Source organism: Rhodococcus jostii NBRC 16295, from assembly GCF_001894825.1.
GTDB lineage: Bacteria > Actinomycetota > Actinomycetes > Mycobacteriales > Mycobacteriaceae > Rhodococcus_F > Rhodococcus_F jostii.
Genome location: NZ_BCWY01000013.1, coordinates 17,313 through 30,193 on the forward strand (window position 1 = coordinate 17,313; position 12,881 = coordinate 30,193).

The window sequence follows — 12,881 nt, forward strand, 5'->3', positions numbered from 1 at the left end:
CACGTCCTCGAGGCGTGACACCAGAGCCCATGAACGGAGTACAAGGTGTATGTGGTCATCATGGGATGCGGCCGGGTCGGCTCATCCCTCGCTGGCTCGCTGACCCGGATCGGCCACGAGGTCGCGGTCATCGATCGCGATCCCGCCGCATTCCTGCGTCTCGAACCCGACTTCCCCGGGCACACCGTCATCGGCATGGGCTTCGACCGTGACGTGCTGGTCAAGGCCGGTATCGAGCGCGCAGAAGCATTCGCCGCGGTGTCGTCCGGAGACAACTCCAACATCATCTCCGCGCGCGTGGCCCGCGAGACGTTCGGCGTGGAACGCGTCGTCGCCCGCATCTACGACGCGAAGCGCGCCGCTGTGTACGAGCGCCTCGGGATCCCGACCGTCGCCACCGTCCCCTGGTCGACGGACCGCTTCCTGCACACCCTCACCCGCGACAGCCAGACGGCCAAGTGGCGCGACCCCTCGGGAACGGTCGCGGTCACCGAGTTGGCTCTGCACGAGGACTGGATCGGCAAGCCGGTCGCCGAACTCGAGGCAGCGACGAATTCGCGTGTCGCGTTCATCATCCGCTTCGGCACGGGCGTCCTCCCCGACCGCAAGACCGTTTTCCAGGCCGACGACCAGGTGTACATCGCGGCCGTGTCGGGAACCGTAGCCGAAGCCGTCGCGCTCGCGGGCAATCCCCCGCCCTCGGACAACTGAGACGGCAGTGAGAATGTTCACGATCGACCACCCGAACGGAAGCACACGATGAGAGTCGCAATCGCAGGAGCCGGCGCAGTCGGACGCTCCATCGCGCGCGAACTGGTCCGCGGCGAACACGACGTCATGCTGATCGAACGCAAGCTCGAGCACGTGGAGCAGGAGTCGGTGCCCGAGGCGACCTGGGTCCACGCCGACGCGTGCGAATTGAGCAGCCTCGAATCGGCCTCCCTCGAAACCTACGAGGTCGTGATCGCGGCCACCGGCGACGACAAGGCCAACCTCGTCCTCAGCCTCCTCGCGAAGACCGAGTTCGGGGTGAGCCGCGTGGTCGCCCGCGTCAACGACCCCCGCAACGAGTGGTTGTTCGACGAGTCCTGGGGAGTCGACGTCGCCGTGTCCACCCCCCGGATGCTCGCGTCACTGGTGGAGGAGGCGGTGTCGGTCGGCGATCTCGTGCGGCTGATGACGCTGCGGCAGGGTCAGGCCAACCTCGTCGAGGTCACGCTGCCCGACAACACTCCGCTCGCCGGAAAACCCGTTCGCAAGCTCCAATTGCCCCGCGACGCCGCGTTGGTCACCATCCTCCGCGGCGGTCGGGTGATCGTCCCGCAGCAGGACGACCCGCTCGAGGGCGGCGACGAACTGCTGTTCGTCACATCCGTGGACGTCGAGGACGACCTGCGGGCGGCCGTCGGGCTCTCGTAACCGGGCCTAGGCGATCGACTTCGCCTTCGGCGCAACGGGTTAGAGCCTGATACCCAGGTCCGGCCTAGACTTGGCCGGGCTCGTCGCGGGGACCTCCGGCCTCCGTGTCGTCGGTCGGTGCTGCGGGCTCCTCGGACGGTCCCGGTTCGACGATCCTGTCGGCCCGCCGGACCGCCCAGATCGTCACCAGCAGAGCCAATCCCGCCAGCGGCCAGCCCATGGCGATGCGGGCGAACGCGAGCCAGCCGGTCTGATCCGAATCGTAGAGCTGCGACTGCACGACGTACCGGGCACCGAACACCAGCGCCCAAGCGGCGGTGGCGACGTCATAGGCACGCACCGCGCCGCGATGCCGCCGCCAGAGGTTGCCGTGGCCGTTGAGGAATCCCCAGATGAGTCCGACGATCGGCCAGCGCACCAGAATCGAGATCAGGAACACCGCCCCGTACGCGAGGCTCGTGTAGATACCGAACAGAAAGTACCCCTTGGCATCGCCCGTGCGGTAGGCGATGAAGGCGGAGATACCGACGCCGAAGAACCCGGACACCGCGGGCTGGATGGGGCTGCGGCGGACGAGGCGCCAGACGAGGATGGCCACGGCGACACCGAGGGCCGCCCAGATAGCCGGACCCAGGCCCCACACACCGTTGACCGGAACGAAGACCAGGATGGGCAGAGTCGAATACACCAGCCCGCTGAGCCCACCGAGCTGTTCGAGTATGGATTGCTGCTTCGTTTCGGTCACTCAACGAGAGTGCCACACGAGACGGACCTTACGATTCGCCGCGCAGCTCGTAGTACGGGTTGAAGATCACCTTCTGGCCGTCGCGTTCGCCGACACGTCCCCGCACCAGCAACGTCTTGCCCGGCTCGATGCCCGGAATTCTCCGCCTGCCGATCCACACCAACTTGATCTGTTCGGTGCCGTCGAAGAACTCGGCTTCGATGCTGGCGTTCCCGGACTTCGGACAGGCTTCGACGCTGCGGAGCCGTCCCAGCATGGTGACCTCTTCACCGCGGCTGCAGTCGCAGGCACGTTGTGCGCCGGACGCCTGTGACGTCTCGGCCATTTCCTCGGCGTCCAGCTGCTCCAGGTCCTCGGTGAGCCTGCGAGTCAGCCGACGAAAATATCCTGCCGTGGCGGGTGCCATTGCGCGCTCCTGGAGCATGTGCGACGCGAGATCTTCGCGCCGCTCGTAGGGCTGTGTATTCGCCACTGTAGACCCATTGGTTCCCGGCAACCACACCACCGGAGAGGGCACTGTCACGCACCGGGCAAGATCACCTCATGCCCTCTGATGATCAGCCATCCGTGGCCGTGGTGCTCCCCGGTACGGGATCCGATGCGGACTTCGTGGCCCGCGCCTTCACCGAGCCCCTGGCCTGCCGTGGAGTGCGCACGGTCGCAGTCGAACCCGATCCCCGGAGGGTTGTCGGCAGCTACCTGGACGCGCTCGACGCCGCGGCTGCGGAGCACTCCCGGATCCTCGTCGGCGGGGTCTCGATCGGGGCCGCTGTGGCGTTGCAGTGGGCAGGATCACACCCGGACAGCGCCGCCGGGGTCCTCGCGGCGCTGCCCGCGTGGACCGGCACCGCCGCGGACGCCCCCGCCGCGGCCAGCGCCCGGTTCACCGCCGCCCGGCTGCGGGCGGACGGCCTCGAACAGGTCACCGCCGAGATGATCGCCTCCAGCCCACCCTGGCTGGGCCGGGAACTGGCGAAATCCTGGCGCTCGCAGTGGCCCCACCTGCCGGCCGCATTGGACGAGGCCTCCGAATACCACGCCCCCGGTGCAGACGACCTCGAACGCATCGTGGTGCCGGTCGGTATCGCCGCTGCCGTCGACGACGCCGTGCATCCACTCGAGGTAGCCCGCACCTGGTCCGAACGGCTACCGCATGCCGGACTGGTCACGATGTCGCTGGACGAGATCGGTGCCGATCCCGCCGTTCTCGGCTACGCCGGCCTCCGTGCGCTGGATTCGGTGCTACACACCACCTGAACCGCCGTCATCGGCCGAGTTGCTGCATGGCAGAACCCGATTCGCCGCGCCGCTGCTGCGGCTGGGCCGGCGCCGGCGATGCCTGCTGCTCACCCTGCGGACCCGGCGCGGGCTGCTGCGGGGCCGGTTGCTGCGGTGCTGGTTGCTGCGGGGCGGCGCCCTGCTGCTGCGCCAGCTGTTGCTGGTGGGCGGCGGCCAACTGCTGGGCGAGCGCCTCCGGCAGGACCACCGGCAGCGGGGTCCGCACCGGGTTCGGCTCGTTCCCCCGCTTGACGACGGTGTCACGCAGGATCGCCCGGGCGGTCGCCACGAGTTCCGAATCGGCCGTGTTGCCACCGCTCGGTCCCGCGACCACGCACCGCACCATCCAGCGGTAGCCGTCGACGCCGATGAAACGCAGGTCGGCGTTCGGGGTGACGGCGAACACCTCGCGGCCCCACGGTCCGCTCTCGACGCTCACCGTCGCGTTGTCGTTGCGCAGGGACTCGGCGAGGTCGCCGGCGACTTCCCGCCACTGACCGGGAGACTTCGGGGCGGCATAGGCGGCCACCGTGACACGCCCGTGCTGGGTGACGAGGTGCACGGCCTGCGGCGAACCGTCCGGTGCCATCTCGACCTGCAACTGGGCACCCTGCGGCATCGGGACGAGAACGGAACCGAGGTCGAGGCGGGTCCCCACCTCACCGACGGTGAGATCGGCGCCCGACTCCAGGTCGTCGGCGTCGTACGGACCGCCGTTGACCTCGCTCACGGCGTCGTAGTCGTCCTCGAAGTCCGTGTCCTCGTCGGCGGCGTCCGTCTCGGCGTCCTCGAAGAAACCGGGCCGGTCGTCCTCGGTTTCCTGCTTCTTACGACGTCCGAACATGATCAGGCTCCTTCACTGGCATTGCCGACGAGGCTGGCGTGGCCCCCGCTAGACCCGTGTCCGTCACTGCCGCGAGTGGTGCCGTCGAGGGACTCCACCTCGACGAACGACACCAGCTCGACCCGCTGCACGACGAGCTGGGCGATCCGGTCGCCGCGGCGGATCTCGATCGGCGTCTCGAGGTCGTGATTGATCAGGCACACCTTGATCTCGCCCCGGTACCCGGCGTCGATGGTGCCGGGGGTGTTGACCACCGACAGCCCCGACTTGGCGGCGAGTCCCGACCGGGGATGGATGAGTCCGACGGTGCCCAGGGGCAGCGCGATCGCAACCCCGGTTCCGACGAGGACGCGGCGCCCCGGCTCGATGGTGACGTCGATGGTGCTGCAGAGGTCGACACCGGCGTCGCCGTCGTGCGCACGCTGCGGCAGCGGAATGTCCGGGTCCAGGCGCTGGAGGGCGACAGGCGGAAGGGCGGGGGTCGCGGCGGGAGAAAGGCCGGGAGATAGGTCGCTCACGTGCACCGAGCCTACTCTCAGACACCGACTATCCTGGTCGGGTGTCAGAAACGTCCCGGCCCGAAGTCGCGCCCACCGATAACACCTCGCCCACGCTCTACTCGGAGCGCCTGTGGGTACCCGTCTGGTGGTGGGCAGTGGGCCTGTTCGTCGCCGGCCTGCTCGCCGCGGAGGTGCACATGGGTGCGCCGGGTATCCGCGCGTGGCTGCCGTACGTTCTTCTGCTTCCCCTGCCCGTCTGGGGACTCGTCTGGCTCAGCCGGCTGCGCGTCGAGGTGGTCGACGAGCCGAACGGCGTCCATCTGCGGGTCGGCCAGGCACATCTGCCGTTGGATGTGATCGCGCGGGTCGCGGAGGTTCCCGGCTCGGCGAAGAGCGCCGCGCTCGGTCGTCAGCTCGACCCCGCCGCGTTCGTCCAGCACCGGGTGTGGGTCAAGCCGATGGCGCTGATCGTGCTCGACGACCCCGAGGACCCGACCCCCTATTGGCTGATCAGCACCCGACGTCCGGCAGAACTGCTGGCTGCGATCAACCGTGCCCGCCCGCAGGCGGACGGAGACTGATCGGACGGTGGGGCCTCCCACCGTCCGCCTCTCTCGTGCTCGCCGCTCTCAGGCTGCGCAGTCCCTACACACCAGCACGCCGCCCGCATCGCTGGCGAGTCGGCTGCGGTGGTGCACCAGGAAACAGCTGGAACACGTGAACTCGTCGGCCTGCTTGGGCACGACCCGCACCGAGAGCTCTTCCCCGGACAGATCGGCGCCCGGCAGTTCGAACGATTCAGCGGTGTCGGACTCGTCCACGTCGACGACAGCCGACTGAGCCTCGTTGCGTCGCGCCTTCAGTTCCTCCAGCGAATCCTCCGAAACCTCGTCGGACTCTGTTCGCCGCGGTGCGTCGTAGTCAGTTGCCATGTCGCCTTCCCCTCATCCTCTTCCGTGTATCCCGGCCCGTTCGGTACGTCGCAACCGTGTACCGGTCGACCGTCCGCACGAAAACCGCCTCGGCGCAGATCACACCCTGCGGCTACACAACGCTGCAACGGATGGGTACGTGCCCGGAACCAGGCTCCGGAAACATGATCTACGCCTCATTTGTCATCTTCTGCCGACCCTCGTTCTGCACGCTTTGAACGACTCGGGCCGCCAGACAGTAGCCGAAGGGAGTACAAAAGTCGTAACTGAATCGGCCGATCGCGCAAATTGTCTGCTAATCGTCACCAACACCACAGCAAGCTGTGACATTCCACAACGGGGACGGGTTCCGGGTTATGACGCGCCTGGGCTCTAAGGTAGGTGCCGAACCTGCGCCACGACGTGTGGCCCGGGCCCTGTATCGGTGCGCTGTACGGGCGATACGTCACAAGCGCAGTCTGTAGGAGAGGTCGAGGCACACTGTGGTTTCACTGATCACCGAAGGCAGCTCGCTCGACGACAAGGGTCGTCCGTTCCGTCGGCGGCGGGCGATGCCGATCCTCGTGGTGTTCGCGGTCCTCGCCCTGCTCGGCGCCGTCGTGTGGAGCGGCGTCCTCGGAGACGACGAGGATCTGGCGACGACGGTCGACTGCAACCCTCCCCAGCCGGCGGCGCAGCCCGTCGACCCCGTGGCCCCGCCGCAGCAGACGCTGGGCGAGAGGGTCGACGGTTCGACCCTGCGGGACGTGGAGCCTGCAGCACTGTCCGCCACCAAGGTGCGCGTGTTCAACGCGAACGGCGAGCACGGCCAGGCAGCGCAGGTGGCCGCCCAGCTGAGCGACTACGGGTTCGCGAGCGCCCCCGACGTCCAGGCGGGCAACGACCCGATCTACGTCGACCAGAACATGCAGTGCCAGGGGCAGCTGCGGTTCGGCCCGAACGGCGCCGCCGCCGCGAGCGCCCTCTGGCTGGTGGCCCCGTGCGCCGAGCTCATCCAGGACACACGCACCGACGACACCGTCGACCTTGCGCTCGGAACCTACTTCCGCAAGATCTCACCGAACACCGATGCCGAAGAGGTTCTGCGGTCCCTGAAGGATCCGCCGCCCGGAACCCAGCCCGCACCACTCGACATCGATCTCCTAAAGGCGGCGCGCACGGCCCGCTGCTGACCGCGGTCACACCTCCGGGATCGGGGCGTCCGCCCCGGTCTCGGCGAACAGCGCGTCCAGCGCATCGGCGATGCCGGGCGCGGCGGCCACCACCACTTCGCCGTCCGCACTCGACGTGTGCGGCGCAGGGATTCGCACGCGCGCTCCGGCCTCGGTCGCGATCAGCGACCCGGCGGCCCAGTCCCACGGGCTCAGCCCGTGCTCGAAGTGGGCGTCGACCCGGCCGGCCGCGACCATGCACAGATCGAGGGCCGCCGAACCGATCCGGCGGATGTCCCGCACCCGCGGAAGGATGTCGGCGATGAGGGCCCCCTGAACCTTGCGCCGCGCCGCGCCGTACCCGAATCCGGTGGCGAGCAACGCCATCGACACGTCGGTCACGGGATTGGAACGGAGTTCGCTCACCCGCCCGTCCGCGTCGGTCAGGGTCGAACCGCCGCCGCGGGCCGCGGCGTACGTCGCCCGGGCCGCCACGTCGACCACGGCCCCGGCGACGGACACTCCGTCGATCTGGGCGGCCACCGAGACCGCGTACGCGGGTACCCCGTACAGAAAGTTCACGGTGCCGTCGATCGGATCCACGATCCATCGCACCCCGGCGACGGAATCCTCCTCTCCCCCACCTTCTTCACCGAGGATCGCGTCGCCCGGACGCAGCTCCGCGAGACGGTCCCGGATGACTTGCTCGGCCTCGGTGTCGACCACGGTGACCGGGTCCGTCGGGGTGCTCTTCGAGGCCACGGAATCGCCGGATCCCGCTCGCTTCCCGACGATTCCGAACACCTCGGGCCGCCTCGCCCGGACGTGGGCGGCGGCTTCCTCGGCCACGGTCACGGCGACTTCGAGCAGTTCTCGGGGATCGGTGCCGACGCGGCCTGACGGAAGGTCTGAACTCTGGGGTGCATGCACCCACCCATCGGAACACACTTTCACTGCCTCACACCACCGCTGACGTTCCACGCTCCCTGGTGTCATCACCCACCGAAGTCGTCTCGACGCACTAGTGTGACGAGCAGCAGAAGCGCGCCGGAGAACGCGTCGTCGTCGACACGGAGGAGCACACGCCATGACCAAGACCGGGTTCGGTGTCGACGTCGGAGGCAGCGGCGTCAAGGGTGGCGTCGTGGACCTCGAGACCGGCGAATTGATCGGGGACCGGATCAAGCTGCTCACCCCGCAGCCGTCCACCCCGGAGGCGGTCGCGGAGACCGTCGCCGAGATCATTCGCCAGGCCGAATGGGACGGACCGGTCGGTATCACCCTGCCGAGCGTGGTCACCGGCGGAGTGGCACGGTCCGCCGCGAACATCGACAAGAAGTGGATCGGGACGGACGCGCGCACACTGTTCGCCGACGCCCTCGGCGGCCGGCTCGTCACCGTCCTCAACGACGCCGACGCGGCGGGGATCGCGGAGGACGCGCTCGGCGCCGGCAAGGACGCGAAGGGTGTCGTCATCCTCCTCACGTTCGGCACGGGCATCGGCTCCGCGATCCTCCACAACGGCGTCCTGCTCCCCAATACCGAGTTCGGGCACATGGAGGTCGACAGCAAGGAGGCCGAGCACCGGGCGGCGTCGTCGGTGAAGGAGAAGAAGGACCTGTCGTACAAGGAATGGGCCGCCGAGGTGACCCGCGTCCTCACCCGGTTCGAGAACCTCCTGTGGCCGGATCTGTTCATCGCCGGCGGCGGAATCAGCCGCAAACACGAGAAGTGGATCCCTCATCTGACCAACAGGACACCCGTCGTACCTGCTGCGCTGCTCAATACGGCAGGGATCGTCGGCGCTGCTCTCGCGGTCGAAACGGGCATCGCTCCGTAACTATTTCGGATGGGTCGTTACAATGGAAGAGCCCGGCTGCGCGCCGGCGAAACCAGTAGACCTCTCCGCCGGATGACCACTCTGGCGTGACGCCGCACGACACCGTCACGAAAGGGCGTACGTGGCAGCCACCGATACACGTCAGACTGCTGATTCGACTTCGGAGTCAGGACCGGAAGCACCAGTCGGAGCGGCAGCCACCGGCACTGCTCCGGCAGCCGAGGACGCTTCCGCGAAGAAGCCGGCGGCCAAGAAGGCACCGGCCAAGAAGGCAGCAGCGAAAAAAGCTCCCGCCAAGAAGGCGGCAGCGAAGAAGGCGGGCGGCAAGAAGGCCACGGCCGGTAAGTCCGCGGACGGCGAAGACCACGACGAGGACTCCGCCGACATGGAGGACATCGACATCACCGAGGGCGACCTGGCCGAGGTCGAGACCGATGTCGTCGAGGTCGTCGCCGTCGGCGAGGACGAGGAGACCGAGGAGCCGTCCGAGAAGGACAAGGCCTCCGGCGACTTCGTGTGGGACGAGGAGGAGTCCGAAGCCCTCCGTCAGGCCCGCAAGGACGCCGAGCTGACCGCGTCCGCCGACTCGGTGCGTGCCTACCTCAAGCAGATCGGCAAGGTCGCCCTCCTCAACGCAGAAGAGGAGGTCGAACTCGCCAAGCGGATCGAGGCCGGGCTCTACGCCACCCAGATCATGCAGGAGCTGTCCGATACCGGTGAGAAGCTCCCCGCCGCCCAGCGCCGGGACATGAGCTGGATCTGCCGCGACGGAAACCGCGCCAAGAACCACCTGCTCGAGGCGAACCTCCGCCTCGTCGTATCGCTGGCCAAGCGCTACACCGGCCGCGGCATGGCCTTCCTCGACCTGATTCAGGAAGGCAACCTGGGCCTCATTCGCGCCGTCGAGAAGTTCGACTACACGAAGGGCTACAAGTTCTCGACCTACGCCACGTGGTGGATCCGGCAGGCCATCACCCGCGCGATGGCCGACCAGGCCCGCACCATCCGCATCCCGGTGCACATGGTGGAGGTCATCAACAAGCTCGGCCGCATCCAGCGTGAACTCCTGCAGGATCTGGGTCGCGAGCCCACTCCCGAAGAGCTCGCCAAGGAAATGGACATCACGCCCGAGAAGGTGCTGGAGATCCAGCAGTACGCGCGAGAGCCCATCTCCCTCGACCAGACGATCGGCGACGAGGGAGACAGCCAGCTCGGCGACTTCATCGAGGACTCCGAGGCCGTGGTGGCCGTCGACGCCGTGTCGTTCACCCTGCTGCAGGACCAGCTCCAGTCGGTGCTCGAGACGCTCTCCGAGCGTGAAGCGGGAGTCGTGCGCCTGCGCTTCGGCCTGACCGACGGACAGCCCCGCACCCTCGACGAGATCGGACAGGTCTACGGGGTCACGCGTGAGCGCATCCGTCAGATCGAGTCCAAGACCATGTCGAAGCTGCGCCACCCCTCGCGGTCGCAGGTGCTGCGCGATTACCTGGACTGACAGTCACACACAGTTCCCGATGCCCCCGGACTCCGAGCGAGTCCGGGGGCATCGTCGTCTGCGCCGGGCGTCCGGCAGTGGTCCGCTACGCGCTGGTGCGAACCCGGATCCAGGCGCCCGCCACCGGTTCGACCACGCGGGCCGCCACAGGCCCGATGACGGCCATCAGAAGGACGTACGCGGTAGCGAGTGCAACGAGTTCGCTCTCCACGGCGCCGGCCGACAACGCCAGGCCGGCGATGACGATCGAGAACTCGCCGCGCGCGATCAGCGCCACCCCGGCCCGGGCCCGGCCCAGACGCCCGACGCCCTGTTGTTTCGCCGCCCACGCGCCGGTGACCATCTTCGTCAGCGCGGTGACGACGGCGAGGAGGACGGCCCAGCCGAGGACCGGTGGGATCGCCCGGGGATCGGTGTTGAGCCCGAACACCACGAAGAACATCGCTGCGAACAGATCGCGGAGTGGTTCGAGAACACGGCTGGCGTTGTGGGCGGTCGTGCCGGAGATCGCGATTCCCAGCAGGAACGCGCCGACGGCGGCCGACACCTGCATCGCCGAGCTGATCCCTGCAACGAGGAGCGCGGCACCGAGCAGTTTCAGGAGCAGGGTCTCGCTGTCCGGGCTGTCCAGCAGCGCCGACACGTAGCGGCCGTACCGCAATGCGATCACGAGGACGACCGAGATCACGACCAGTGAGATCGCGACGGCCTCGAGTCCACCGGCGAAACTGACGCCGGCGAGCAGGGCCGTCAGGATGGGCAGGTACACGGCCATCGCGAGGTCCTCGAACACGAGTATCGAGAGCACGACCGGTGTTTCGCGGTTGCCGAGCCGTCCCAGGTCGCTCAGCACCTTCGCGATGATGCCCGACGAGGAGATGTACGTGACGCCCGCCATCACGACGGCGCCGGTGGTCCCCCACCCCAGCATCAGGGCGACGACGGCCCCCGGCGCCGCGTTGAGGACGGCGTCGACGACACCGGCCATCCACGACCGTCGCAGCCCGGTGACGAGCTCCGAGGCCGTGTATTCGAGACCCAGCAGAAGCAGCAGGAGAACCACGCCGATCTCGCTGGCGAGGTGGCTGAACTCGCTGATGTCACCGAGATTGACGAACCCACCGCTGCCGAAGCAGAGTCCGCCGAGTAGGTAGAACGGGATCGGCGACATGCCGAACTGAGCCGCGAGACGGCCCAGCAGCCCGAGCGCGAAGAACACCGCGCCCAGTTCGATGAGCGCGAGCGTGGTGGTGTTCACGGACTGTCAGCCGTTGGCCAGGAGCTTGGCTGACGCGTCCAGTCCGTCTGTGGTTCCGACGGCGACCAGAAGGTCGCCCGAAGTAAGCAGGAAGTCAGGCTTCGGCGACGGGTACACCTGGCCGGCCCGCATGACCGCGACGATCGAGACCCCGGTTCGTGTCCGCATCGCCGTGTCGCCGAGCGGCCGGCCGTCGAATCGGGAGTCCTCCTTGATGTACAGCTGCTTGGTCCGGATGCCGGGCAGGTCCCTGTGTTCCTCCTCCAGCTGCGCCACGAGTTGCGGGGCACCCAGCAGGTTGCTGAGGACTGCGGCTTCCTCGGTGGTGAGCGGTACGGAGGCCGCGCAGGAGTCGGGATCGTCGGCTTTCGAGACGATCAGATCCGTGCGCCCGTCGCGATGGGTGATGACACCGATTCGACGACCGGAGGCAAGTTCGAAGTCCTTACGCACCCCGATACCCGGTAGTGGCGTCACTTCAACGTTCATGACTCCACGGTAGTCCGATCCGTGGGGGCAACCGTGGGAGGCTCGCGTCAGTGCCGGGCGGCGAACGTTCCGTCGGCGCCGGGGCGGTAGTCCTCGACCGACGTCACCGCCGTGACGGGCAGCGGCCCGTACAGGTGCGGAAAGAGCATCGACGCCGGATCGGTGGGGACACCAGGCTCCCACTTCACGGGTGAACCGAGAGCAGCGGGGTCGAGGGACAGCAGGACGAGGTCCGTGCGCCCGGCGAACAGCCTGTTGGCCGGCAGGTGCACCTGGGTGGGCGTCGACAGGTGAATGAACCCGTCGGCGGTGAACCCGTCGGGCACACGACGGCCTTCGCGCTCCGCTGTCCGCCATTCCGCGCGGCTGCACAGATGGACGAGCCGGTCGGATCCGTCGGGGCGCGCGTGTTCGGATTGCACACGGCGAGACTAGCGTCACGTCCCGAACCGAATCAGCTGTCAGCGAACTCGGACCGCTCGGTCTGTTCACGTCCGCCCTCTTCAGGGCTCTTCCTGCACATTTCCGGCGCGTTTCGTGTGTGATGCAACACTGAGAAACGCCATCGGGAACAACGCGTAAACCCCAAACGTCTGACAGAGTAGATCCACCGCGCCACCCCGACGCGGCGGACCAAGGCCCCAGGCACTCGGCATCAGTCGAAAGCCAGTACGGAGGAGTCATGCCCGGAACACTGACCAGCCCCCCGTTGACCGCAGCCGACCGGTGCGACCGGTGCGGTGCGGGAGCCCGCGTTCGCGCGGTACTTCCGACCGGAGGAGAGTTGCTCTTCTGCGGTCACCACGCCAACGAGCACGCAGACCGACTTCGCGAGATGAACGCCACGATCGTGTCCGAAGCCGAAGCTGCAATCTGATACGTCAGCCCGGGTGACCCGTCCCAGGCTCACCTCTTCAGAACAAGAGACCG

17 protein-coding genes are annotated in these 12,881 nt (G+C 67.9%); 8 read left to right on the forward strand and 9 right to left on the reverse strand.

Translation table 11 applies throughout. The annotated features are described in order from the left end of the window. Positions 1-45 precede the first annotated feature (45 nt). Both RJ1_RS10745 and RJ1_RS10750 read left to right on the forward strand, forming a co-directional pair. Entirely contained in the window at positions 46-711 is a 666-nt protein-coding gene (locus RJ1_RS10745; RefSeq protein ID WP_073359916.1) for a potassium channel family protein, read from the forward strand. 48 nt (positions 712-759) lie between these two features. Then, a complete protein-coding gene (locus RJ1_RS10750) occupies positions 760-1,419 on the forward strand; it encodes a potassium channel family protein (RefSeq protein ID WP_073359917.1) in 660 nt (219 codons plus the stop codon). Positions 1,420-1,483: 64 nt separating this feature from the next. Here RJ1_RS10750 and RJ1_RS10755 read toward each other — a convergent pair whose 3' ends face one another. Both RJ1_RS10755 and RJ1_RS10760 read right to left on the reverse strand, forming a co-directional pair. After that, the gene (locus RJ1_RS10755; protein WP_073359918.1) at positions 1,484-2,164 is read right to left on the reverse strand and encodes a DUF3159 domain-containing protein; all 681 of its coding nucleotides are present in this window, start codon (positions 2,162-2,164) and stop codon (positions 1,484-1,486) included. Positions 2,165-2,192: 28 nt separating this feature from the next. Beyond that, positions 2,193-2,570, reverse strand: coding sequence for an OB-fold nucleic acid binding domain-containing protein (locus RJ1_RS10760; protein WP_005240856.1), 378 nt, complete (start codon positions 2,568-2,570; stop codon positions 2,193-2,195). Positions 2,571-2,707: 137 nt separating this feature from the next. On the opposite strand from RJ1_RS10760, the gene RJ1_RS10765 reads away from it, so the two are divergent. Further along, the gene (locus RJ1_RS10765; RefSeq protein WP_073359919.1) at positions 2,708-3,421 is read left to right on the forward strand and encodes an alpha/beta hydrolase; all 714 of its coding nucleotides are present in this window, start codon (positions 2,708-2,710) and stop codon (positions 3,419-3,421) included. A 7-nt stretch (positions 3,422-3,428) separates the two neighbouring features. On the opposite strand, the gene RJ1_RS10770 is transcribed toward RJ1_RS10765, so the two are convergent. Then, positions 3,429-4,286: a DUF3710 domain-containing protein gene (locus tag RJ1_RS10770; RefSeq protein WP_073359920.1), complete on the reverse strand. Its 858-nt coding sequence runs from the start codon at positions 4,284-4,286 to the stop codon at positions 3,429-3,431. Between the two features lie 2 nt (positions 4,287-4,288). Further along, on the reverse strand, positions 4,289-4,810 hold the full coding sequence (gene dut, locus RJ1_RS10775) for a dUTP diphosphatase (RefSeq protein WP_174694964.1): 522 nt from the start codon (positions 4,808-4,810) through the stop codon (positions 4,289-4,291). Between the two features lie 35 nt (positions 4,811-4,845). On the opposite strand from dut, the gene RJ1_RS10780 reads away from it, so the two are divergent. Further along, the gene (locus RJ1_RS10780; protein ID WP_073359921.1) at positions 4,846-5,367 is read left to right on the forward strand and encodes a DUF3093 domain-containing protein; all 522 of its coding nucleotides are present in this window, start codon (positions 4,846-4,848) and stop codon (positions 5,365-5,367) included. Positions 5,368-5,415: 48 nt separating this feature from the next. Here the strand turns inward: RJ1_RS10780 and RJ1_RS10785 are convergent, their stop codons facing one another. Beyond that, a complete protein-coding gene (locus tag RJ1_RS10785) occupies positions 5,416-5,718 on the reverse strand; it encodes a DUF4193 domain-containing protein (RefSeq protein ID WP_005240850.1) in 303 nt (100 codons plus the stop codon). A gap of 482 nt (positions 5,719-6,200) precedes the next feature. Between RJ1_RS10785 and cei the strand changes: the two genes are divergently transcribed. Next, positions 6,201-6,890: an envelope integrity protein Cei gene (cei, locus tag RJ1_RS10790; protein ID WP_073359922.1), complete on the forward strand. Its 690-nt coding sequence runs from the start codon at positions 6,201-6,203 to the stop codon at positions 6,888-6,890. A gap of 6 nt (positions 6,891-6,896) precedes the next feature. Here the strand turns inward: cei and RJ1_RS10795 are convergent, their stop codons facing one another. Further along, positions 6,897-7,817 carry an inositol monophosphatase family protein gene (locus RJ1_RS10795; RefSeq protein WP_083400435.1) on the reverse strand — a complete coding sequence of 307 codons (921 nt, stop codon included), beginning with the start codon at positions 7,815-7,817 and terminating at the stop codon, positions 6,897-6,899. A 139-nt stretch (positions 7,818-7,956) separates the two neighbouring features. Here RJ1_RS10795 and ppgK point away from each other — a divergent pair, with 139 nt between their 5' ends. Beyond that, on the forward strand, positions 7,957-8,709 hold the full coding sequence (gene ppgK / locus RJ1_RS10800; RefSeq protein ID WP_073359924.1) for a polyphosphate--glucose phosphotransferase: 753 nt from the start codon (positions 7,957-7,959) through the stop codon (positions 8,707-8,709). Positions 8,710-8,830: 121 nt separating this feature from the next. Continuing rightward, complete coding sequence (locus RJ1_RS10805) at positions 8,831-10,204, forward strand: RNA polymerase sigma factor (protein ID WP_073359925.1); 1,374 nt, start codon at positions 8,831-8,833, stop codon at positions 10,202-10,204. A gap of 85 nt (positions 10,205-10,289) precedes the next feature. Here RJ1_RS10805 and RJ1_RS10810 read toward each other — a convergent pair whose 3' ends face one another. Genes RJ1_RS10810 through RJ1_RS10820 form a run of 3 tightly spaced genes read right to left on the reverse strand, consistent with a single transcriptional unit; the run spans position 10,290 to position 12,373 of the window. Further along, positions 10,290-11,462, reverse strand: a complete 1,173-nt coding sequence (locus RJ1_RS10810; RefSeq protein ID WP_073359926.1) for a cation:proton antiporter — start codon at positions 11,460-11,462, stop codon at positions 10,290-10,292. Positions 11,463-11,468: 6 nt separating this feature from the next. Beyond that, a complete protein-coding gene (locus tag RJ1_RS10815) occupies positions 11,469-11,951 on the reverse strand; it encodes a cation:proton antiporter regulatory subunit (RefSeq protein WP_073359927.1) in 483 nt (160 codons plus the stop codon). Between the two features lie 47 nt (positions 11,952-11,998). Continuing rightward, a complete protein-coding gene (locus RJ1_RS10820) occupies positions 11,999-12,373 on the reverse strand; it encodes a DUF952 domain-containing protein (RefSeq protein WP_073359928.1) in 375 nt (124 codons plus the stop codon). 260 nt (positions 12,374-12,633) lie between these two features. Here RJ1_RS10820 and RJ1_RS10825 point away from each other — a divergent pair, with 260 nt between their 5' ends. Beyond that, on the forward strand, positions 12,634-12,828 hold the full coding sequence (locus RJ1_RS10825; RefSeq protein ID WP_005240831.1) for a DUF7455 domain-containing protein: 195 nt from the start codon (positions 12,634-12,636) through the stop codon (positions 12,826-12,828). Positions 12,829-12,881: the final 53 nt, after the last annotated feature.